The organism is Pseudomonas sp. YNh (assembly GCF_037993085.1).
Taxonomy (GTDB): domain Bacteria; phylum Pseudomonadota; class Gammaproteobacteria; order Pseudomonadales; family Pseudomonadaceae; genus Aquipseudomonas; species Aquipseudomonas putida.
On sequence record NZ_JBBMRJ010000011.1, the window covers coordinates 151617 to 172372 of the forward strand.

Annotated in this window: 21 protein-coding genes; 14 read left to right on the top strand and 7 right to left on the bottom strand. The window is 63.5% G+C overall.

Annotation, left to right across the window (positions count from 1 at the left end):
- Positions 1-34 precede the first annotated feature (34 nt).
- Genes spoT through WF331_RS14135 form a run of 3 tightly spaced genes read left to right on the top strand, consistent with a single transcriptional unit; the run spans position 35 to position 3334 of the window.
- Entirely contained in the window at positions 35-2143 is a 2109-nt protein-coding gene (gene spoT / locus WF331_RS14125; RefSeq protein WP_016502233.1) for a bifunctional GTP diphosphokinase/guanosine-3',5'-bis pyrophosphate 3'-pyrophosphohydrolase, read from the top strand.
- A gap of 23 nt (positions 2144-2166) precedes the next feature.
- Positions 2167-2547 (top strand): RidA family protein, encoded by a 381-nt coding sequence (locus WF331_RS14130; protein WP_016489827.1) that lies wholly within the window; start codon positions 2167-2169, stop codon positions 2545-2547.
- A gap of 55 nt (positions 2548-2602) precedes the next feature.
- The gene (locus tag WF331_RS14135; RefSeq protein ID WP_049275883.1) at positions 2603-3334 is read left to right on the top strand and encodes a hypothetical protein; all 732 of its coding nucleotides are present in this window, start codon (positions 2603-2605) and stop codon (positions 3332-3334) included.
- A gap of 154 nt (positions 3335-3488) precedes the next feature.
- Here WF331_RS14135 and WF331_RS14140 read toward each other — a convergent pair whose 3' ends face one another.
- On the bottom strand, positions 3489-4346 hold the full coding sequence (locus tag WF331_RS14140; RefSeq protein ID WP_284359238.1) for an SDR family oxidoreductase: 858 nt from the start codon (positions 4344-4346) through the stop codon (positions 3489-3491).
- 191 nt (positions 4347-4537) lie between these two features.
- On the opposite strand from WF331_RS14140, the gene exbB reads away from it, so the two are divergent.
- From exbB to WF331_RS14170, 6 genes are all read left to right on the top strand, one after another.
- Positions 4538-5521, top strand: coding sequence for a tonB-system energizer ExbB (gene exbB, locus WF331_RS14145; protein WP_049275905.1), 984 nt, complete (start codon positions 4538-4540; stop codon positions 5519-5521).
- Positions 5522-5524: 3 nt separating this feature from the next.
- Positions 5525-5953 (top strand): TonB system transport protein ExbD, encoded by a 429-nt coding sequence (gene exbD / locus WF331_RS14150; RefSeq protein ID WP_003253367.1) that lies wholly within the window; start codon positions 5525-5527, stop codon positions 5951-5953.
- The gene (locus WF331_RS14155) at positions 5950-6681 is read left to right on the top strand and encodes an energy transducer TonB (RefSeq protein ID WP_016489831.1); all 732 of its coding nucleotides are present in this window, start codon (positions 5950-5952) and stop codon (positions 6679-6681) included. Before exbD ends, WF331_RS14155 begins: the two co-directional genes overlap by 4 nt.
- A 94-nt stretch (positions 6682-6775) precedes the next feature.
- Entirely contained in the window at positions 6776-7702 is a 927-nt protein-coding gene (locus WF331_RS14160) for a hydrogen peroxide-inducible genes activator (protein WP_284359242.1), read from the top strand.
- Positions 7703-7705: 3 nt separating this feature from the next.
- Positions 7706-9784, top strand: coding sequence for an ATP-dependent DNA helicase RecG (recG, locus tag WF331_RS14165; RefSeq protein ID WP_340623012.1), 2079 nt, complete (start codon positions 7706-7708; stop codon positions 9782-9784).
- Between the two features lie 78 nt (positions 9785-9862).
- Positions 9863-11266: an aminoacyl-tRNA deacylase and HDOD domain-containing protein gene (locus tag WF331_RS14170; RefSeq protein ID WP_016502240.1), complete on the top strand. Its 1404-nt coding sequence runs from the start codon at positions 9863-9865 to the stop codon at positions 11264-11266.
- A 135-nt stretch (positions 11267-11401) separates the two neighbouring features.
- Here the strand turns inward: WF331_RS14170 and WF331_RS14175 are convergent, their stop codons facing one another.
- The 4 genes from WF331_RS14175 to rubA all read right to left on the bottom strand — a co-directional run bounded on the left by WF331_RS14175 (position 11402) and on the right by rubA (position 13749).
- Complete coding sequence (locus WF331_RS14175) at positions 11402-11776, bottom strand: SCP2 sterol-binding domain-containing protein (protein WP_016502241.1); 375 nt, start codon at positions 11774-11776, stop codon at positions 11402-11404.
- Between the two features lie 147 nt (positions 11777-11923).
- Complete coding sequence (locus WF331_RS14180; RefSeq protein WP_016502242.1) at positions 11924-12229, bottom strand: HU family DNA-binding protein; 306 nt, start codon at positions 12227-12229, stop codon at positions 11924-11926.
- Between the two features lie 187 nt (positions 12230-12416).
- Positions 12417-13565 (bottom strand): NAD(P)/FAD-dependent oxidoreductase, encoded by a 1149-nt coding sequence (locus WF331_RS14185; protein WP_197897400.1) that lies wholly within the window; start codon positions 13563-13565, stop codon positions 12417-12419.
- A 16-nt stretch (positions 13566-13581) separates the two neighbouring features.
- The gene (rubA, locus tag WF331_RS14190; RefSeq protein WP_016502244.1) at positions 13582-13749 is read right to left on the bottom strand and encodes a rubredoxin RubA; all 168 of its coding nucleotides are present in this window, start codon (positions 13747-13749) and stop codon (positions 13582-13584) included.
- A gap of 248 nt (positions 13750-13997) precedes the next feature.
- Here rubA and WF331_RS14195 point away from each other — a divergent pair, with 248 nt between their 5' ends.
- Positions 13998-14555, top strand: coding sequence for a chorismate--pyruvate lyase family protein (locus WF331_RS14195; protein ID WP_016502245.1), 558 nt, complete (start codon positions 13998-14000; stop codon positions 14553-14555).
- The gene (gene ubiA / locus WF331_RS14200) at positions 14555-15445 is read left to right on the top strand and encodes a 4-hydroxybenzoate octaprenyltransferase (RefSeq protein WP_016502246.1); all 891 of its coding nucleotides are present in this window, start codon (positions 14555-14557) and stop codon (positions 15443-15445) included. Before WF331_RS14195 ends, ubiA begins: the two co-directional genes overlap by 1 nt.
- A 122-nt stretch (positions 15446-15567) precedes the next feature.
- Here ubiA and WF331_RS14205 read toward each other — a convergent pair whose 3' ends face one another.
- Positions 15568-15936 carry a COG4315 family predicted lipoprotein gene (locus WF331_RS14205; protein ID WP_016502247.1) on the bottom strand — a complete coding sequence of 123 codons (369 nt, stop codon included), beginning with the start codon at positions 15934-15936 and terminating at the stop codon, positions 15568-15570.
- A gap of 172 nt (positions 15937-16108) precedes the next feature.
- On the opposite strand from WF331_RS14205, the gene phoB reads away from it, so the two are divergent.
- The 3 genes from phoB (at position 16109) to WF331_RS14220 (ending at position 19668) form a co-directional block, all read left to right on the top strand.
- On the top strand, positions 16109-16798 hold the full coding sequence (gene phoB, locus WF331_RS14210; protein WP_003253341.1) for a phosphate regulon transcriptional regulator PhoB: 690 nt from the start codon (positions 16109-16111) through the stop codon (positions 16796-16798).
- 48 nt (positions 16799-16846) lie between these two features.
- Positions 16847-18154, top strand: coding sequence for a phosphate regulon sensor histidine kinase PhoR (phoR, locus tag WF331_RS14215; RefSeq protein WP_041167940.1), 1308 nt, complete (start codon positions 16847-16849; stop codon positions 18152-18154).
- Positions 18155-18327: 173 nt separating this feature from the next.
- Positions 18328-19668, top strand: a complete 1341-nt coding sequence (locus WF331_RS14220) for a hemolysin family protein (RefSeq protein ID WP_016502249.1) — start codon at positions 18328-18330, stop codon at positions 19666-19668.
- Positions 19669-19785: 117 nt separating this feature from the next.
- Here WF331_RS14220 and WF331_RS14225 read toward each other — a convergent pair whose 3' ends face one another.
- Complete coding sequence (locus tag WF331_RS14225; RefSeq protein ID WP_016502250.1) at positions 19786-20682, bottom strand: peptidoglycan DD-metalloendopeptidase family protein; 897 nt, start codon at positions 20680-20682, stop codon at positions 19786-19788.
- Between the last annotated feature and the right edge of the window lie 74 nt (positions 20683-20756).

Genomic DNA, 20756 nt, shown 5'->3' on the forward strand with positions numbered 1-20756 from the left:
CGCAAGGCCCTCGTCCTCCGCAGGAGGTGAACCCATGCCGGGTATAGAAGCCTTGGCCGAACGGCTGTCGACCTACCTTGGCCCCGAACAGGTCAACCTGGTTCGGCGCGCCTATTTCTACGCCGAACAGGCCCACGATGGGCAGCGCCGCCGCAGTGGCGAGCCCTACGTGACCCACCCGCTGGCCGTGGCCAGCATCCTCGCCGACATGCACATGGACCATCAAAGCCTGATGGCGGCCATGCTGCACGATGTCATCGAAGACACCGGTATCGCCAAGGAAGCCCTCAGCCAGCAGTTTGGCGAGACGGTGGCCGAACTGGTCGATGGGGTCAGCAAGCTGACCCAGATGAACTTCGAGACCAAGGCCGAGGCGCAGGCCGAAAACTTCCAGAAGATGGCCATGGCCATGGCCCGCGACATTCGCGTGATCCTGGTCAAGCTGGCCGACCGCCTGCACAACATGCGCACCCTGGAAGTGCTGTCCGGCGAAAAACGCCGGCGCATCGCCAAGGAAACCCTGGAAATCTACGCCCCCATCGCCAACCGCCTGGGCATGCACACCGTGCGCGTGGAGTTCGAGGACCTCGGCTTCAAGGCCATGCACCCGATGCGCTCGTCGCTGATTCACCGGGCGGTGAAAAGCGCACGCGGCAACCGCAAAGAGATCGTCGCCAAGATCGAGCATTCGCTGGCCAACTGCCTGGCTGCCGACGGCATCGAGGGCGAGGTCAGCGGCCGGCAGAAACACCTCTATGGCATCTACAAGAAGATGCGCGGCAAGCGCCGTGCCTTCAACGAGATCATGGACGTGTATGCCTTCCGCATCATCGTCGACAAGGTCGATACCTGCTACCGCGTGCTTGGCGCCGTGCACAACCTGTACAAGCCGCTGCCCGGTCGCTTCAAGGATTACATCGCGATCCCCAAGGCCAACGGCTACCAGTCGTTGCACACCACGCTGTTCGGCATGCACGGCGTGCCCATCGAAATCCAGATCCGCACCCGTGAGATGGAAGAGATGGCCAACAACGGCATTGCCGCGCACTGGCTGTACAAGTCCAACGACGATGAACAGCCCAAGGGCAGCCACGCCCGCGCGCGCCAGTGGGTCAAGGGCATCCTCGAACTGCAGCAGCGTGCCGGCAACTCGCTGGAATTCATCGAGAGCGTGAAGATCGACCTGTTCCCGGACGAGGTCTACGTGTTCACGCCCAAAGGCCGCATCATGGAGCTGCCCAAAGGCTCCACGGCGGTGGACTTCGCCTACGCGGTGCACACCGACGTCGGCAACAGCTGCATCGCCTGCCGCATCAACCGCCGCCTGGCGCCGCTGTCCGAACCGCTGCAAAGCGGCTCGACGGTGGAAATCGTCAGCGCCCCAGGCGCACGGCCGAACCCGGCCTGGCTCAACTTCGTGGTGACCGGCAAGGCGCGCACGCACATCCGCCACGCGCTCAAGCAACAGCGCCGCTCCGAGTCCATCAGCCTGGGCGAACGTCTGCTGAACAAGGTGCTCACCGGCTTCGACAGCAGCCTGGAGAAAATCCCCCAGGAGCGCATCCAGGCGATTCTCGCCGAGTACCGCCTGGAACTGATCGAAGACCTGCTCGAAGACATCGGCCTGGGCAACCGCATGGCCTACGTGGTCGCACGCCGCCTGCTGTCGGCCGACGGCGAGCAACTGCCTGCACCGGAAGGCCCGCTGGCGATCCGTGGTACCGAAGGCCTGGTGCTGAGCTACGCCAAGTGCTGCACGCCAATCCCTGGCGACCCGATCGTCGGGCACCTGTCAGCCGGCAAGGGCATGGTCGTGCACCTGGAGAATTGCCGCAACATCAGTGAAATCCGCCATAACCCGGAGAAGTGCGTACAGCTTTCCTGGGCCAAGGACATCACCGGTGAGTTCAATGTCGAACTGCGTGTCGAACTGGAGCACCAGCGCGGCCTTATCGCCCTGCTGGCCAGCAGCGTCAACGCCGCCGACGGCAACATCGAGAAGATCAGCATGGACGAACGCGACGGCCGTATCAGCGTGGTCCAACTGGTGGTCAGCGTGCACGACCGTGTGCACCTGGCGCGTGTGATCAAGAAGCTGCGTACCCTGACCGGTGTGGTCCGCATCACCCGCATGCGTACGTAGTCCGCCAACCGCAAGGAGTCATCATGAGCAAGACCGTCATCACTAGCGACAAGGCCCCAGCCGCCATCGGCACCTACTCGCAGGCGATCAAGGCCGGCAATACGGTGTACATGTCGGGCCAGATCCCGCTGGACCCTAAGACCATGGAACTGGTCGAAGGCTTCGAAGCCCAGACCGTGCAGGTGTTCGAGAACCTGAAGTCCGTGGCTGAAGCCGCTGGCGGTTCGTTCAAGGACATCGTCAAGCTGAACATCTTCCTCACCGACCTGAGCCACTTCGCCAAGGTCAACGAGGTAATGGGCCGCTACTTCGAACAGCCCTACCCGGCCCGTGCCGCCATTGGCGTTGCCGCGCTGCCGAAAGGCGCCCAGGTCGAAATGGACGCCATCCTGGTCATCGAATGATGCCCCGGTGACGGGCGCCCTGCCCGTCACCCCTCCTTTGCAAGGTTACCCCGTCATGCGTCAAGCACTGCCCCTCGCGCTGGCAGCCCTGCTACTGGGCGGCTGCGCCAGCCACAAACCCGAAGATTTCAACGGCACCTGGATCAACCAGGAGGCCATCACTGCTGCGGTAAAAGGCGGAAGCCTGCGCCAAGCGCTGAATGAACACGGCCCGGTGTTCGAATGGAAGCTCGACGTTGCCAGCCAGCAGGCCAGCTACAGCAATGGCTTCGAGGCCGCTGACGGCCAGCTGAGCAGCAACGAAAAGCAATGGCAGGCCAGCTTCGAGGGCGGCCAGACCGAGCAGCTGTCGCTCGACGGTGACGAGCTGCAAGCCGTCGACCAGCGTGGCGCCAAGCAGACCTTCGTCCGTGCCAAGGCCCCGGCGACTGCCAATGCGCCGCTGGGCAGCAGCTTCGAGAAAGCGCTGTACCAGGCCTACCTGGGCGGCAACTGGAAGGTGGTCGAAGGCGAGGGCAAAGGTGCCAGCGTGCGCTTCAGCGACACCGGCAACGTCACAGGCCTGCCGGGGCCAGACCGTTTCGCACTGTGCCTGGCAGGCGACTGCGCGACCATGGGCGGCAGCAATGACAGCCTGTGGCTGGAGCGTAACCAGCGTGGTGCACCGTTCATCATCAAGCGTGATGGCGACAAGCTGGAGATTTTCCAGGCAGTGAACCGTGCGCAACCGGATGAAATGCCGGAGCTGGCGGCGGGCAAGCGCCAGTGGGTGCTGGAACGCAGCTGAAGCACTTCTGCAGGCTGTAGACGTTCTTTGTGGGAGCGGGCATTCCCGCGAACACCGGCAAAGCCGGTGACATCCACCGCGCTGGAGCCTTCGCGGGCACGCCCGCTCCCACAGGATACTCTCGATACCAGTGGGAGCGCGCCACCCGCGCCAGCTAAGCTTTTCCTTTCAGGATGGCGGCATAGCCTTCCTTGTAGCTCGGATACACCGGCGCCCAGCCCAATGCCCGGGCTCGGGCGTTGCTGCAGCGCTTGCTGCCGGTACGCCGCACCCGTTGTTCATCGGACCACTCGGTAACCCCCATGTATGCCCGCAGCCAGGCCACCACGTCAGCCAGCGGCGCCGGGTCGTCGTCAACGCCAATGTAGTAGTCGTCCAGCACCTTGCCATTGGCATCGGCCTGCAGCAGAAACGCCAACAGGCTGGCGGCATCCTCGGCGTGGATGCGGTTGCCATACAGCGGTGGCTCCTCGGCCACACGGTAACCCTGGCGCACCTGGCTCAGCAGCCACTCGCGGCCTGGGCCGTAGATGCCCGTCAGGCGCACAACGCTCGCAGGGATACCACTGGCCAGCGCCAGCCGCTCAGCCTCCAGCATCACCCGCCCGGAATAACCTTCAGGCTCGGTGGCCGCGCCTTCCTCGATCCACTCGCCGTCCTTCTGCGCATACACACTGCTGCTGGAGACGAACAGCAGGCGACGGGGGCGCTGGCCTCGCTCGGCCAGCCAGGCCAGCACATGGCGCAAGCCATCCACATAGGCCGCCTGGTAACCGGCCTCGTCGTGCTGGCTGGCCGCCACGCAGTACACCAGGTAATCCAGCGGACCCTGTGGCCAGGCTTGCGGGATCGACGGTTCGGCCAGGTCCGCGGCAACCGGTTGAACGCCCGCAGGCAACTGCCCGACAGCGCGGCGCAGGCCGCTTACCTGCCAGCCTTTGCCCAGCATTTGCAGGGCCAGACGCCCACCTACATCACCACAACCCACCACCATCACGGAAAGGTCTGACATCTCTGAACTCCCTAGACCAATTGATCAGCCCGGCCACGCTACACGATGGGCGGCTAGACCATAGGCGAAAAAAGCAACAAGATTACTTTTGTTAACAAGAATTACTTGCAATAATGGCCGCCAATCTGTTCTCGGCCTACCTCGAGGCCTTGGAGAACGCTCACTTTATTTCTTCATCAGGTCCGGCCAGCATGACACGTATTCAACCTTCCGCTTCGCCAACCCCGTCGCGCGCCTGGCGCGCCATCGCCGCGCTGACACTCAGCCTGGTGCTGGCCCCGGTGGCCATGGCCGATGAGCCAACCGCCAGCGCCGCCGCGCCTGCTGCTGCCACTGCCCCGGCCGCACCTGCTGCAGCCCCGGCTGCCGACGCGCAGGCGCCTGCTGCCAACGCCACTGCTGCCACCCCGGCCGATGCAACGCCCCCGGCAGACTCGAACGTTCAAGCCTTGGTAGAAGACACCTCGCTGGGCATGGCCCACGACCTGTCCCCATGGGGCATGTACAAGAACGCCGACATCGTGGTGAAGATCGTCATGATCGGCCTGGCCATCGCCTCCATCATCACCTGGACCATCTGGATCGCCAAAGGCTTCGAGCTGATGGGCGCCAAGCGTCGTCTGCGTGGTGAAATCGCCCAGCTGAAGAAGTCCACCACCCTGAAAGAAGCCAGTGACCTCTCCAACAAGGAAGGCACCCTGTCCCACACCTTGGTCCACGACGCCCTCGAGGAGATGCGCCTGTCGGCCAATGCCCGCGAAAAAGAAGGCATCAAGGAGCGCGTCAGCTTCCGCCTGGAGCGCCTGGTTCATGCCAGCGGTCGCACCATGAGCAGCGGCACCGGCGTACTTGCCACCATCGGTTCCACCGCGCCGTTCGTCGGTCTGTTCGGTACCGTATGGGGCATCATGAACAGCTTCATCGGCATCGCCAAGACCCAGACCACCAACCTGGCCGTAGTTGCCCCAGGTATCGCCGAAGCCCTGCTGGCCACCGCCCTGGGCCTGGTCGCTGCAATCCCGGCTGTAGTCATCTACAACGTCTTCGCCCGCTCTATCGCAGGCTACAAGGCCCAGGTGTCCGACGCCTCCGCCCAGGTACTGCTGCTGGTCAGCCGTGACCTGGACCACCAGGGCAGCGAGCGCGCTGCCCCGCACATGGTGAAAGTGGGGTAAGCCATGGGCCTGCATCTCAACGAAGGTGGCGACGACCTCGCCGAAAACCACGAAATCAACGTTACGCCGTTCATCGACGTGATGTTGGTGCTGCTGATCATCTTCATGGTCGCGGCCCCCTTGGCCACGGTCGACATCAAGGTCGACCTGCCCGCTTCAACCGCCAAACCGGCGCCGAGGCCCGAGAAACCGGTGTTCGTCAGCGTCAAGGCCGACCAGAAACTGTACGTCGGCGACGATCAGGTTGCTGCGCCCGACCAGCTTGGCCCGATGCTCGACGCCAAGACCAAGGGTGACAAGGAAACCACCATCTTCTTCCAGGCTGACAAAGGCGTGGATTACGGCGACCTGATGGAAGTGATGAACAACATGCGTGCGGCCGGCTACCTCAAGGTCGGTCTGGTAGGTCTCGAGACGGCAGCCAAGAAATGACGAAAACGCGCTCAAACATGGCGCGCTACGGTGGCAGCCTGGCGATCGTGCTGGGCGTGCACGTGGTCGCCGTGCTGCTGACGCTCAACTGGTCGGTGCCCCAGGCCATCGAACTGCCCCCGGCAGCGATGATGGTCGAGCTGGCACCGTTACCGGAGCCAGCGCCACCACCGCCACCGAAAGCGGCGCCACAGCCACCGGCACCGGTCGAAGAACCGCCACTGCCCAAGCTGGCCGAAGCCCCCAAGCCCAAGATCGCCATCCCCAAGCCGCCCAAGCCGAAGGCCAAGCCCCAGCCGCCGAAGCCCGAGAAAAAGCCTGAGCCGCCGAAGGAAGCGCCACCCACCGAGCAAACGGTAGACGCACCGCCAAGCAACACGCCACCGCAGAAGTCCGCTGCACCGGCGCCGAGCATTGCGTCCAACAGCAACGCCCTGCCAACCTGGCAGAGCGACCTGCTGCGCCACCTGGCGAAGTACAAGCGTTACCCGGAAGACGCGCGCCGTCGCGGCCTGCAAGGCATCAACCGCCTGCGCTTCGTGGTCGACGCCGAAGGCAAGGTGGTGTCGTACTCCATGGCAGGTGGTTCGGGCAGTGCTGCACTGGACCGGGCGACTTTGGAAATGATCCGTCGGGCCGGCACGGTACCCAAGCCGCCACCCGAGTTGCTGAACAATGGCACGATCGAAGTCGTGGCACCGTTCGTCTACTCGCTGGACCGCCGCTAAGACTTTTGCTTCTGTCACAAATCGGCAACTCTGATAACGTGCGTCTATCGATTGCAGCCGCTATGCTGGGCCCGCAACTTCATGGACGCACGTTATGACCCTCACCGAATTACGCTACATCGTCACACTCGCCCAGGAACAGCACTTCGGCCATGCCGCCGAACGCTGCCACGTGAGCCAGCCGACCCTGTCGGTCGGTGTGAAGAAGCTCGAGGACGAGCTTGGCGTTCTGATCTTCGAGCGCAGCAAAAGCGCGGTACGCCTGACCCCGGTCGGCGAAAGCATCGTCGCCCAGGCGCAGAAGGTACTGGAGCAGGCCCAAGGCATTCGCGAACTGGCCCAGGCTGGCAAGAACCAGCTGACCGCCCCGCTCAAGGTCGGTGCCATCTACACCGTCGGCCCCTACCTGTTCCCGCACCTGATCCCGCAACTGCACCGCGTAGCGCCGCAGATGCCGCTGTACATCGAAGAAAACTTCACCCACGTCCTACGTGAAAAGCTGCGTAACGGCGAGCTGGATGCAGTGATCATCGCCCTGCCGTTCAACGAAGCCGATGTGCTGACCCTGCCGCTGTACGATGAGCCGTTCTGCGCCCTGATGCCCGCCGACCACCCATGGACGGCAAAAAAGACCATCGACACCGCCATGCTCAACGACAAGAGCCTGTTGCTGCTCGGTGAGGGCCACTGTTTCCGCGACCAGGTACTGGAAGCCTGCCCGACCCTGAACAAGGGCGGCGAAGGCGCCAGGCATACCACTGTCGAATCCAGCTCGCTGGAAACCATTCGCCACATGGTGGCCTCGGGCCTTGGCGTGTCGATCCTGCCACTGTCGGCGGTGCACAGCCATCACTACGCCCCTGGCGTCATCGAAGTTCGCCCACTGACGGCACCGGCACCGTTCCGCACCGTGGCCATCGCCTGGCGCGCCAGCTTCCCACGGCCGAAGGCCATCGAGATCCTCGCCGACTCGATCCGCCTGTGCTCGGTCGCCAAAGCCCCTTCGGAACAACCGGCCTGAGTCATGAGTGAGCTGTCGAAGGTCCCGGTCACGGTACTCAAGGGTGTTGGCGAGGCCATGGCGGAAAAACTCGCCAAGGTTGGCCTGGAGAACCTGCAGGACGTGCTGTTCCACCTGCCCCTGCGCTACCAGGACCGCACCCGCGTGGTGCCGATCGGCCAACTGCGCCCCGGCCAGGATGCGGTTATCGAAGGTGTGGTCAGTGGTACCGACGTGACCATGGGCAAGCGCCGCAGCCTGGTGGTACGCCTGGGCGACGGCAGCGGCGTGCTGACCTTGCGCTTCTACCACTTCAGCAACGCGCAGAAGGAAGGCCTGAAACGTGGCACCCACCTGCGCTGCTACGGCGAAGCCCGCCCCGGTGCCTCGGGCCTGGAAATCTACCACCCGGAGTACCGCGCGCTGAACGGCGACGAGCCGCCGCCACCGGTCGAACAGACCCTGACGCCGATCTACCCGTCCACCGAAGGCCTCACCCAGCAACGCCTGCGCCTGTTGTGCCAGCAGAGCCTGGGCCTGCTTGGCCCCCGCAGCCTGCCCGACTGGCTGCCTGACGAGCTGGCCCGGGACTACCAATTGGCGCCGCTGGACGATGCCATCCGTTACCTGCACAACCCGCCAGCCGACGCCGACCTCGACGAACTTGCCGAAGGCCAGCACTGGGCCCAGCACCGCCTGGCCTTCGAAGAACTGCTGACCCACCAGCTGTCGCAGCAACGCCTGCGCGAGAGCCTGCGCAGCCTGCGGGCGCCGGTGCTGCCCAAGGCCACGCGCCTGCACGCGCAGTACCTGGCCAACCTGGGCTTTCAGCCGACCGGCGCACAGCAGCGGGTGGCCAACGAAATTGCCTACGACCTCAGCCAGCACGAGCCGATGATGCGCCTGGTGCAGGGCGATGTCGGTGCCGGCAAGACCGTGGTCGCCGCCCTGGCAGCGCTGCAAGGGCTGGAAGCCGGCTATCAGGTGGCGCTGATGGCGCCCACCGAGATCCTCGCCGAACAGCACTTCATCACCTTCAAGCGCTGGCTCGAGCCGCTGGGCATTGAAGTGGCCTGGCTGGCCGGCAAGCTCAAGGGCAAGGCCCGGGCCAGCGCCCTGGAGCAGATTGCCAACGGTGCGCCGATGGTGGTCGGCACCCACGCGCTGTTCCAGGAAGAAGTGAAGTTCAAGCACCTGGCCCTGGCGATCATTGACGAACAGCACCGTTTTGGCGTGCAGCAACGTCTGGCCCTGCGCAAGAAAGGCGTAGCCGGCCAGTTGTGCCCGCACCAGCTGATCATGACCGCCACGCCTATTCCGCGCACCCTGGCCATGAGTGCTTACGCCGATCTGGACACCTCGGTGCTCGACGAGTTGCCGCCTGGGCGCACCCCGGTAAACACCGTGCTGGTAGCCGACAGCCGACGCTTCGAGGTGGTCGAAAGGGTTCGCGCAGCCTGCGCCGAGGGGCGCCAGGCCTACTGGGTGTGCACCCTGATCGAAGAATCCGAAGAGCTGACCTGCCAGGCCGCCGAAAGCACGTATGAAGAACTCGGCAGCGCCTTGGGCGAACTGCGTGTGGGCCTGATTCACGGCCGTATGAAGCCGGCTGAAAAAGCCGAAATCATGGCGCAGTTCAAGGCCGGTGAATTGCAGCTGCTGGTCGCGACCACCGTCATCGAAGTAGGCGTGGACGTACCCAACGCCAGCCTGATGATCATCGAAAACCCCGAACGCCTGGGCCTGGCCCAGTTGCACCAGCTGCGCGGCCGGGTTGGCCGGGGCAGTGCCGTCAGCCATTGCGTGCTGTTGTACCACCCGCCGCTGTCGCAGATCGGCCGCGAACGCTTAGGGATCATGCGCGAGACCAACGACGGCTTCATCATTGCCGAGAAAGACCTCGAACTACGCGGCCCAGGCGAAATGCTGGGGACACGCCAGACCGGCCTGCTGCAATTCAAGGTCGCCGACCTGATGCGCGATGCCGACCTTTTACCGGCTGTGCGCGATGCCGCCCAGGCCCTGGTGGCCCGCTGGCCGGACCATGTCAGCCCGCTGCTCGACCGCTGGCTGCGCCATGGCCAGCAATATGGCCAAGTGTGACGCTAGTCCCAGAATGGATCCAGATTTGCTCGCAGGCTGGTTATACTTCGCGTTTAAAAGAATCAGTGGATACGGACCATGACTGAAGTTGCCCTGGACACCGCAACCCCACACGCCCCCTCTGTCATCAAGCTGCTGCTCGACAAGCTCGGCGTGGTCTACCGCGAGGTCGTCGAACACCCGCAGCTGCCTGCGGCTTCGCGGGTACAGGCGGTGCTTCTCGACGACGAGGTCGGCGCCCTCATGGTGCTGTTCCCGCAGAGCCAACTGCTGGACCTCAGCCGCCTGGCCGAGCTGACCGGGCGCAAGCTGACCGCAGTGTCGGTACCACGCCTCAAGCAAATGCTCGACAAACACCATCTCAAGGCCCTGCCCGGCATTCCCGCCCTGACCAGCTCACCGTGCCAGTACGAAAAGAGCCTGCTCAGCGCCGAGACCGTGTACATCCAGTCTGGCGAAAGCGGGCTGCTGCTGGAGATCGAGCGCGCCCACTTCAAGCGCATGCTGGCCAAGGCCAGCGAAAGCAGCTTCGGCCAGGAGATCGAGGCCATCAGCCCCAACCTCGACCGCCCCCATGACGACACCCAGGAAATCACCGATGCCGTTCAGGCCTTCACCGCCCGCCGCATCCAGAAACGCCTGGAAGAAACCATCGAGATTCCGCCACTGGCCGATACCGCGCAGAAGATCATCAAGCTGCGGGTAGACCCCAACGCGAGCATCGATGACATCACCGGCGTGGTCGAAACCGACCCGGCGCTGGCGGCACAGGTGGTGAGCTGGGCCGCGTCGCCCTACTACGCTTCGCCGGGCAAGATCCGCTCGGTAGAAGACGCCATCGTGCGCGTGCTGGGCTTCGACCTGGTGATCAACCTGGCCCTGGGCCTGGCGCTGGGCAAGACCTTGAGCCTGCCGAAAGACCAGCCGCAGCAGGCCACACCCTACTGGCAGCAGTCGATCTACACTGCCGCGATCATCGAAGGCCTGACCCGCGCCATGCCTCGGGCAGAACGCCCCGAAGCCGGTCTGACCTACCTGGCCGGGCTGCTGCACAACTTCGGCTACCTGCTGCTGGCGCACGTGTTCCCGCCACATTTCTCGCTGATTTGCCGCCATCTGGAGGTGAACCCGCACCTGAACCACACCTACGTGGAACAGCACCTGCTGGGCATCAACCGCGAACAGATCGGTGCCTGGCTGATGAAGCTGTGGGACATGCCCGAAGAGCTGTCGACCGCGCTGCGCTTCCAGCACGACCCGGCCTACGATGGCGAGTACTCGGCGTTCCCCAACCTGGTGTGCCTGGCCACCCGCCTGTTGCGCTCGCGGGGGATTGGCTCCGGGCCGCAGGAAGAGATTCCTGACGAGTTGTTGGAGCGCCTTGGGATTACCAGGGAAAAGGCTGAGGATGTGGTGAACAAGGTGCTTGAGGCCGAGACCCTGCTGCGCGAACTGGCTTCGCAGTTTCAAGCACCGCACTGATATCACGAGGGGCCGCTTTGCGGCCCAATCGCCGGCAAGCCAGCTCCCACATCGACCGCATTGGTCTCAAACCCTGTGCGGTACCTGTGGGAGCTGGCTTGCCGGCGAATGGGCTGCGCAGCAGCCCCGGCAATTTCAGCCTTTCTTCTTCGGTTTCAGGTACTTCATCAGCCCCTGGAACCACATCACCAGGGCCGGGTTGCCCTTGATCTGGATGTTCTTGTCCTGAATCCCCTGCATGAACGCCAACTGCTTGTTGCCCGCCTGCATCGTGGCGTAGCCGTAGGCAGCGTCCTTGAAGGCGATGGCGAAGGCCGGCTGCGGATGTGCGCCGCCCTTGCTGCTGATGCGCTCGTTGTTGACGACGAAGTGCCGGGCAACCTTGCCGTCCAGGGTCTGCATCTGGAACACCAGGTCCTTGCCCTTGAGCTGCTGCTGGAATGCCGGGTTGTTACGGCTGGCCCTGGCCATCAAAAGCCCCATGGCCCAGAGAAGAAAGCGGAACTTCATCGACACGCCTCGATTGAAAAGTGACTAAGTTTCGCAGTTTATCCTCTTAACGACCTTTTTATGCAAGTTCGCAGCAGTTACCGCGTGTAAAGCACAACGGGCGCCATGAAGGCGCCCGTTCGGGATCAACGAATCGTCAGCGGAAGCTTACTTTTTCTTGGCGGCCTTGGCTGGCGCGGCCGGTGGATTGACGCTGTCCTTGAGGTTCTTGCCTGGCTTGAAGGCCACGGTATTGCTGGCTTTGATCTTTACCGGCTCACCCGTTTGCGGGTTTTTACCGGTACGCGCGCCGCGATGACGTTTTTCGAAGGTGCCGAAACCGACCAGGGTCACCGTGTCCTTGTCCAGGGCACCGGTAATGCTGTCGAGAATCGCGTTCAACACCTGATTGGCCTTTTCCTTGGTCAGATCAGCCTTATCGGCGATGACGGCGGCGAGTTCTGGTTTGCGCATAGTGAAGCCTCTTTGACGGAATTCTTGTTGTTATGCCGTGCTGCCTTTGGGAGCAGCGCTCAAGGCACCGCAGGCTCTAATCTGCGGCAGACGGAAGTGAGAATGGCACGTGCTCAGGGGCCGCGCCAGTATCAGGCCGGCCATTGTGCAGGCAACAACAGGATAAATCCGACAGAACGCCCTCTATTTACGCCATTACCGGCGGTAACTGGCGATTCAGTGCCAGCTTCTCCATCACGGCAGCCCCGGTCAGGGCATAGCCCAGCAATGCGCCGTCAGCGCCGTGGCAGAGCACCTTGAGGTCACTGCCCTGCCCCTCTACCTGCCAGATGCCCTCGTGGGCCAGGGGCGGCGGCGAAACCACCAGCGGGCAGGCCGGGGTTTTCACGGTGATCGGCATCGGCCCGTAGGCTACCGCGGTCGGTTTGCCGGCCAGGGTTTGCGCCAGCGCCCGGGCACAGCTCATCAGCGGCATCACGTAGAGCAGGTTGATGCCATCGACCTCGGCACAGTCGCCGAGGGCGAAGATGTTGGCGTGGGAGGTACGCAACTCGCGGTCTACGCTGACGCCACGATTGGTCTGCAAGCCGGCTGCGGCAGCCAGGTCGATACGTGGGCGCAGGCCGATGGCCGAAACCACCAGGTCGCAGGCGATCACGCTGCCATCCGACAGGTGCGCCTCCAGGCCTTGGGCCACCTGCTGCAGGCGGGTCAGCACCGGCCCCAGATGAAAGCGCACACCCAGGCCCTCCAGCCCGCCCTGCACCGCTGCCGCAGCGGCCGGGTGCAGCAGGGTCGGCATGATCTGTTCACACGGCGCCACCACGTCGACCTGGAAGCCACCCAGGCTCATGTCGTTGGCGAACTCGCAGCCGATCAGGCCGGCACCGAGGATCAGCACACGTTGTTTGCCTACGGCGGCGGCACGGAAGCGTGCGTAATCTTCCAGGTCGTTGATCGGGAACACCAGATGGCTGCCATCGCCTTCGATCGGCACCTGCACGGTCTGCGCCCCCCAGGCCAGCACCAGGTCGCGGTACTCCACGGCCTCTTCGCCGATCCACAGGCGCTTGTGGCCCGGGTCGATGCCGCTGATGCGGGTATGGGTGCGGATCTCGGCGTTCAGTTGCTCGGCCATGACGCCCGGCTCGGCCATGCACAGGCCGTCGGCGTCCTTCTGCTTGGCAAAGCCCATGGAGAGCATGGGCTTGGAGTAGGAGCGACCATCGTCGGCGGTGATCAGCAGCAGCGGCGTCTGCGCATCGAGCTTGCGAAATTCACGGGCCAGGTTGTAGCCCGCCAGGCCAGTACCGATGATTACCACAGGGGACGTCATGTCGTGCTTTCCTCGATTAGCCGATGGAGATCATTTCAAAGTCGCTTTTACCCACGCCACAGTCCGGGCACAGCCAGTCGTCAGGCACATCTTCCCAACGAGTGCCGGGGGCGATGCCGTCGTCGGGCCAGCCTTCGGCTTCGTCGTAGATCAGGCCACAGACAATACATTGCCACTTTTTCATCAGGTCTTTTTCCTCGGTTCAGGCTGGGGCTTTGTGTCGCAGCTGATGGCCTCTTCGCGGGCACGCCCGCTCCCACAGGAACTCCACGGGCCAGAGGTTGTGGTGATATCTGTGGGAGCGGGCGTGCCCGCGAAACAGCCAGCGTGCAATTCTGGGGGGCTTTTTTATCGGCCCTGCCCGCAGTATGCAAGCAGTCGGGGCAATCATGCTAAGCTCGCCGCCTCATTGGTTGTAACAAGCAGACCGACGTGTCGTACGAATCCCCGCAAGCAGCCGCTGTCGCGTGGCTGCCGTATTCACAGCTGGCGACCGACTTCGACCAGCCTACCCTTGACTGGCTGTTCGACGAAGGCTCGCTGACCCGCCGCCTGACCCGCCTGTCTTCTGATCACTTCTCCGTTACCCCGCTGTTCGAGGGCTGGCAAGCGCTGCGCGAGGATGAATGCCAGGCGTTGGGCATTGCTGCCGGCAGCGAAGGCTGGGTGCGCGAGGTGTACCTGCGCGGCCATGGCCAGCCTTGGGTGTTCGCCCGCAGTGTGGCCAGCCGCAGCGCCCTGGAGCGTGGCGGGCTGGACCTGGAAACCCTCGGTAGCCGCTCGCTGGGCGAGTTGCTGTTCTGCGACCAGGCGTTCATCCGCCACCCGATCGAAGTGTGCAGTTATCCACAGGCCTGGCTACCGACCGACGCAGCCCATGCAGCCCTGTGGGGCCGTCGCTCGCGCTTTGAACGAGGCGGCCTGGAGCTGCTGGTGGCAGAAGTGTTCCTGCCGGCATTGTGGCAAGCGGCCAGGGAGGAAAACCGCTGATGTACCTGCAACTGCTCAAGTCGCTGAACCGCCTGCACCCGCGGGCCTGGGACTTCGTCCAGCTCAGCCGCATGGACCGCCCGATCGGTATCTATCTGCTGCTGTGGCCAACCCTGTCGGCGGTGTGGATTGCCGGCAACGGTTCTCCCACCGTGGCCAACGTGCTGATCTTCGGCCTTGGCGTGGTGCTGATGCGGGCCGCAGGCTGCTGCATCAACGACTTTGCCGACCGCAAGGTGGACGGCCACGTCAAACGCACCGCCGACCGGCCGTTGGCCAGCGGCAGGGTCAAGCCGCGCGAGGCGCTGGCACTGTTTGCGATTCTGGTCGCGGTAAGCTTCCTGCTGGTGCTGTGCACCAACAGCCGCACGGTGTGGCTGTCGTTCGGCGCGGTGGCGCTGGCGTCCTGCTACCCGTTCATGAAGCGCTACACCTATTACCCACAGGTGGTGCTTGGGGCGGCGTATTCCTGGGGCATCCCCATGGCCTTCACTGCCGCGGGCGGCGAGCTGCCGGCCAGCGCCTGGCTGCTGTACATCGCCAACCTGCTGTGGACGGTGGGTTACGACACCTATTACGCCATGGTCGACCGCGATGACGACCTGAAGATCGGCGTGAAGTCGACCGCCATTCTGTTCGGCGAGGCCGACCGCTCCATCATCCTCACCTTGCAGCTGCTGTCGCTGGGCTGCCTGTTGCTGGCGGGCAGCCGCTTCGAGCTGGGGGGCTGGTTCCACCTGGGGTTGCTGGGCGCTGCGGCGTGCTTTGCCTGGGAGTACTGGTCGACGCGCAAGCTGGACCGCGAGTCGTGCTTCAAGGCGTTTTTGCACAACCACTGGGCGGGGTTGCTGGTGTTCATTGGTGTGGTGCTGGATTACGCGTTGCGCTGAATATTATGGGGCTGCTTTGCAGCCCATCGCGACGCAAGGCCGCTCCCACACTGATCGGCGTATGCAGGACCCTGTAGGAGCGGCCTTGTGTCGCGATGGGCCGCACAGCGGCCCCGGCAATCTCAAGGCTTGGCGATATGCCAGACGTCTTTCACGCCGTCACCGGTCTTGTCCCCGGCCTTCTTGTCCTTGATGAAGGTATACAGCGGCTTGCCGTCGTAGGCCCACTGCATCGAGCCGTCGTCACGCTTGATCTGCGTCCACTTGCCATCGGCCTTTTCGCCATCCATTACCTTCAATGGCGGCCAGTTGGTGGCGCAATCGCCATTGCACATCGACTTGCCGCCCGCATCCTTGTCAAAGGTGTACAGGGTCATGCCGGCATGATCGACCCACATGCCGTCCTTCTCCATGGCATGGTGGGCCGACGCCACCCCCGGGAGCGCCAGCGCAGTGAAAAGGGCCATCCAGCTCAGCGTTTGTCGTGTCATTGGATTCACCATTGTTTCGGGGGAAATTGGGTTCAGGTGCCACGATTGCGGCTCTTTGAAGCCTAGTTCAGTCACGCAATGTCGCCAGAACGGCCAACACCCTGTCACACAGCTGCAATAATTCCGTTATCTAATGCGGGCCAAGACACCGAATCCAGGAGAGGTTTTGAGCATGGTTGGCAGGAACATTCTGATCGTCGACGACGAAGCGCCCATTCGCGAGATGATCGCCGTTGCCCTGGAAATGGCCGGCTATGACTGCCTGGAAGCGGAAAACTCCCAACAGGCCCACGCGATCATCGTCGACCGCAAACCGGACCTGATCCTGCTCGACTGGATGTTGCCCGGCACCTCCGGTATCGAACTGGCCCGCCGCCTGAAGCGTGATGAGCTGACGGGCGACATCCCGATCATCATGCTCACCGCCAAGGGTGAAGAGGACAACAAGATCCAGGGCCTGGAAGTGGGCGCTGACGACTACATCACCAAGCCGTTCTCGCCGCGTGAGCTGGTAGCGCGCCTGAAAGCCGTGCTGCGTCGTACCGGCCCGAGCGACAGCGAAGCACCGATCGAAGTCGGCGGCCTGCTGCTCGACCCGATCAGCCACCGTGTCACCATCGACGGCAAGCCCGCCGAGATGGGCCCCACCGAATACCGCCTGTTGCAGTTCTTCATGACCCACCAGGAGCGCGCCTACACCCGTGGCCAGTTGCTGGACCAGGTGTGGGGCGGCAACGTCTATGTCGAGGAACGCACGGTCGACGTGCACATCCGTCGTCTGCGCAAGGCGCTGGGTGAAGCCTACGAAAATCTGGTACAAACCGTCCGGGGCACTGGCTACCGCTTCTCGACCAAGAGCTGATCGAGCTCCAGAGCGCCAAGCTGCACGTCGTTGTACAAGGACCGTCAATTGAACCAGAACTGGCACGCAACCCTGATTCGCCATCTGTTGTTGCTGATTACCGTCTGCCTGATCGGCGGGCTGGTCAGCGGCTACTATGGCTGGAGCCTGGCCATTGGCCTGGCGCTCTACTTGGGCTGGACCCTCAAGCAACTGCTGCGCCTGCACGACTGGCTGCGCAACCACCAGCCCGATGAAGCACCGCCCGATGGTTACGGCCTGTGGGGCGAGGTGTTCGACAGCATCTACCACCTGCAACGCCGCGACCAGCGCGTGCGGGGCCGTCTGCAGGCAGTGATCGACCGGGTTCAGGAGTCTACCGCCGCGCTGCGCGACGCGGTGATCATGCTCGACAGCGACGGCAACCTGGAATGGTGGAACCGTGCCGCCGAAACCCTGCTGGGCTTCAAGACCCCACAGGACGGTGGCCAGCAGGTCACCAACCTGGTGCGCCACCCACGCTTCAAGGAATACTTCGAGGCGGAGAACTACCTCGAACCGCTGGAAATCCCCTCGCCCATCAACGACCGCATGCGCGTGCAGTTGCACATAACCCGGTACGGTAACAACGAACACCTGATGCTGGTGCGCGATGTCACCCGCATCCACCAGCTGGAACAGATGCGCAAGGACTTCGTCGCCAACGTGTCCCACGAATTGCGCACACCACTGACGGTGATCACGGGTTACCTTGAAACCCTGCTGGACAACGTCGAGGATGTGAACCCGCGCTGGACCCGCGCCCTGCAGCAGATGAGCCAGCAAGGTTCGCGCATGCAGACGCTGCTCAACGACCTGCTGCTGCTGGCCAAGCTGGAAGCCACCGATTACCCGTCGGACAACCAGCCGGTGGCGGTCGAAGCCCTGCTCGCCGCGATCAAGAACGACGCCCAGGCCCTGTCTGGGCCACGCAACCAGCGCATCACCCTCGAAGCCGCGCCCGGCGTCAAGCTGAAGGGCAGCGAGTCGGAACTGCGCAGCGCCTTTTCCAACCTGGTGTTCAACGCGGTGAAGTACACCCAGGACGAGGGCAACATCCGCATCCGCTGGTGGGCCGATGCACAGGGTGCGCACTTGTCTGTGCAGGACTCGGGGGTGGGCATCGACGCCAAGCACTTGCCGCGCCTGACCGAACGCTTTTACCGGGTGGACTCCAGCCGTGCATCAAATACCGGTGGCACCGGGCTGGGGCTGGCGATCGTCAAGCATGTGCTGATGCGCCACCGCGGCAAGCTGGACATCAGCAGCGTGCCGGGCCATGGCAGCACCTTTACCTGTCACTTTGCGCCGACCCAATTGGCCAACGAAAAGGCTTGAGATCGGGGCTGCTGCGCAGCCCTTCGCGGGCACGCCCCCACCCTCAGGGACCGCAATAAGCCCGCTACCCTTTGCTTTTACGGCCCTAGCCGCTACATTGGATCCCCTGTGCCAGCAAGAGCTGGCACTTTTTTTCTCTCAATCTCAAAGACGGACCCCGTAAAAACTCCATCATGGACCCTTCCCCTGGTATCAGCGTCACCTCGTTATTCGCCGATTTCGGCATGATCATCTTTGCCTTGCTGCTAGTGCTGCTCAACGGCTTTTTCGTTGCCGCCGAGTTCGCCATGGTCAAGCTGCGCGCCACACGCGTGGAATCCATTGCCGAGCAGCATGGCTGGCGCGGCAACATCCTGCGCAAGGTACACAACCAGCTCGACGCCTACCTGTCGGCCTGCCAGCTGGGCATCACCCTCGCCTCCCTGGGCCTGGGCTGGGTCGGCGAGCCGGCCTTTGCCCACTTGCTCGAGCCGCTGCTCGCGTACTTCGGTGTCGACTCGCCCGAACTGATCAAGGCGATCTCGTTCTTCGTCGCGTTCTTTGTCATTTCCTACCTGCACATCGTGGTCGGTGAGCTGGCGCCCAAGTCCTGGGCCATCCGCAAGCCCGAGCTGCTGTCGCTGTGGACGGCCGTGCCGCTGTACCTGTTCTACTGGGCGATGTACCCGGCCATCTACCTGCTCAATGCCAGCGCCAACACCATCCTGCGCATTGCCGGCCAGGGCGAACCGGGCCCGCACCACGAACACCACTACAGCCGTGAAGAGCTGAAGCTGATCCTGCACTCCAGCCGTGGCCAGGACCCGAGCGACCAAGGCATGCGTGTGCTCGCCTCGGCCGTGGAAATGGGCGAGCTGGAAGTGGTCGACTGGGCCAACTCGCGTGAAGACATGGTCAGCATCGATGCCCATGCGCCGCTGAAGCAGATCCTGGCTTTGATACGTCGCCACAAATTCAGCCGCTACCCGGTGTACGACGCCGAGCGTGAAGAATTCACCGGCCTGCTGCACATCAAGGACCTGCTGCTGGAGCTTGCCGAGCTGGAGCACTTGCCCGAAACCATCGACCTGGACGACCTCGCCCGGCCGCTGGAGCGCGTATCGCGGCACATGCCGCTGTCACAACTGCTGGAGCAGTTCCGCAAGGGCGGCGCGCATTTCGTGCTGGTGGAGGAAGCTGACGGCAAGGTCATCGGCTACCTGACCATGGAAGACGTGCTGGAAGTACTGGTGGGCGATATTCAGGACGAACACCGCAAGACCGAGCGCGGCATCCTCGCCTATCAGCCGGGCAAGCTGCTGGTACGGGGTGATACGCCGCTGTTCAAGGTGGAGCGCCTGCTCGGCATCGACCTTGATCACATCGAGGCGGAAACCCTTGCGGGGCTGATCTACGAGACGCTGAAGCGTGTGCCCGAAGAAGAGGAAGTGCTGGAGGTCGAAGGGCTGCGCATCATCATCAAGAAGATGAAAGGGCCCAAGATCGTGCTGGCCAAGGTGCTCAAGCTGGATTGAGGGGTATGGGGCTGCTGCGCAGCCCATCGCGACGCAAGGCCGCTCCCACAGGGGTTCGCGTAATCCTGTAGGAGCGGCCTTGTGCCGCGAAAGGGCCGCAAAGCGGCCCCAAAAATCTCAAGGGTTACCCGCAGTAAAGTCGGGTAACCCGCTGATCGGCCGGTCGAACCGGTAAGGTATCGACTCCAGCGCCAACCCCACATTGCGCTGCACCACGAAATGCAGGTGCGGGCCTGTGCTGTTGCCGGTATTGCCCGACTTGGCCAGCATCTGCCCCTGGCGTACCCGTTGCCCCTCCGCCACCACCACCGAACCACGCATCAGGTGCAGGTACACACCCATGGTGCCGTCCGGGTGCAGGATCCTGACAAAGTTACCCGAGGGGTTGGGCGCGCGCCCGCTCTGGCTGTTTTCCGTCTTCACCACCACGCCCTCGCGCGCCGCGATGATGGTAGTGCCTTCGGGCATGGCGATATCCATGGCGTAGCGCCCTTTGGGCCCAAAATGGCTGACACGGCCGTTAGGGCCCTGGGTGACGCGGAACGGCCCACCGACCCAGGGGAACGCATACCGGAAGCCCTGGGGCCGCTTGCCCGGGTCACCCATGGCCTGCAGCAGGGTCGAACGGTAGTTCAGCAACAGCCCGGGCCGCCCCCTGAGCACGCTGAGCATTTGCGTGGTGCGCGGCGGCAGCAGCCGGCGCACGATACGCGGGGCATCGCCGCCTTGCGCGTTTACCAGGTTGTCCAGGCGCAATTCGACCTCTACCGGCACATGCAGCTCGTTGCGTGCGGAAAAGCTCACGCCGCCGTCGAAGGTTTTCGCGTTCAGCAGCACTTGGCCTTCGAGGGTTTCGACCATGGGTTCGCGCAGCACCAAGGGCTTGGCGCCCGGGCCTGGCCGGTCGGAATATGAGATGACACCGAAGTCGTCGGTGATCTTGTAGAGCGTCACACCCAGGCTCGACGCCGAGGCCATGAGCAATGCACAGAACAGCAGCAGGCGGGCGGGCATGATAGTGGCTTTTTGACAGTTATGATCTGTCGAAGCCTAGCAGCGGGTTTTGAGGCAGGTATTGCAGTTGGTCG

Bases quoted from the DNA above. Each gene is read 5' to 3' on its own strand.
- WF331_RS14160 (WP_284359242.1), top strand. From the start codon at position 6,776: ATGACCCTCACCGAATTACGCTACATCGTCACACTCGCCCAGGAACAG.
- WF331_RS14180 (WP_016502242.1), bottom strand. From the start codon at position 12,229: ATGCGCAAACCAGAACTCGCCGCCGTCATCGCCGATAAGGCTGATCTG.
- WF331_RS14130 (WP_016489827.1), top strand. From the start codon at position 2,167: ATGAGCAAGACCGTCATCACTAGCGACAAGGCCCCAGCCGCCATCGGC.
- phoB (WP_003253341.1), top strand. From the start codon at position 16,109: ATGGTTGGCAGGAACATTCTGATCGTCGACGACGAAGCGCCCATTCGC.
- WF331_RS14220 (WP_016502249.1), top strand. From the start codon at position 18,328: ATGGACCCTTCCCCTGGTATCAGCGTCACCTCGTTATTCGCCGATTTC.
- WF331_RS14225 (WP_016502250.1), bottom strand. From the start codon at position 20,682: ATGCCCGCCCGCCTGCTGCTGTTCTGTGCATTGCTCATGGCCTCGGCG.
- WF331_RS14175 (WP_016502241.1), bottom strand. From the start codon at position 11,776: ATGAAGTTCCGCTTTCTTCTCTGGGCCATGGGGCTTTTGATGGCCAGG.
- WF331_RS14155 (WP_016489831.1), top strand. From the start codon at position 5,950: ATGACGAAAACGCGCTCAAACATGGCGCGCTACGGTGGCAGCCTGGCG.
- WF331_RS14135 (WP_049275883.1), top strand. From the start codon at position 2,603: ATGCGTCAAGCACTGCCCCTCGCGCTGGCAGCCCTGCTACTGGGCGGC.
- exbD (WP_003253367.1), top strand. From the start codon at position 5,525: ATGGGCCTGCATCTCAACGAAGGTGGCGACGACCTCGCCGAAAACCAC.
- WF331_RS14140 (WP_284359238.1), bottom strand. From the start codon at position 4,346: ATGTCAGACCTTTCCGTGATGGTGGTGGGTTGTGGTGATGTAGGTGGG.
- spoT (WP_016502233.1), top strand. From the start codon at position 35: ATGCCGGGTATAGAAGCCTTGGCCGAACGGCTGTCGACCTACCTTGGC.
- WF331_RS14205 (WP_016502247.1), bottom strand. From the start codon at position 15,936: ATGACACGACAAACGCTGAGCTGGATGGCCCTTTTCACTGCGCTGGCG.
- rubA (WP_016502244.1), bottom strand. From the start codon at position 13,749: ATGAAAAAGTGGCAATGTATTGTCTGTGGCCTGATCTACGACGAAGCC.
- recG (WP_340623012.1), top strand. From the start codon at position 7,706: ATGAGTGAGCTGTCGAAGGTCCCGGTCACGGTACTCAAGGGTGTTGGC.
- WF331_RS14185 (WP_197897400.1), bottom strand. From the start codon at position 13,565: ATGACGTCCCCTGTGGTAATCATCGGTACTGGCCTGGCGGGCTACAAC.
- WF331_RS14170 (WP_016502240.1), top strand. From the start codon at position 9,863: ATGACTGAAGTTGCCCTGGACACCGCAACCCCACACGCCCCCTCTGTC.
- exbB (WP_049275905.1), top strand. From the start codon at position 4,538: ATGACACGTATTCAACCTTCCGCTTCGCCAACCCCGTCGCGCGCCTGG.
- ubiA (WP_016502246.1), top strand. From the start codon at position 14,555: ATGTACCTGCAACTGCTCAAGTCGCTGAACCGCCTGCACCCGCGGGCC.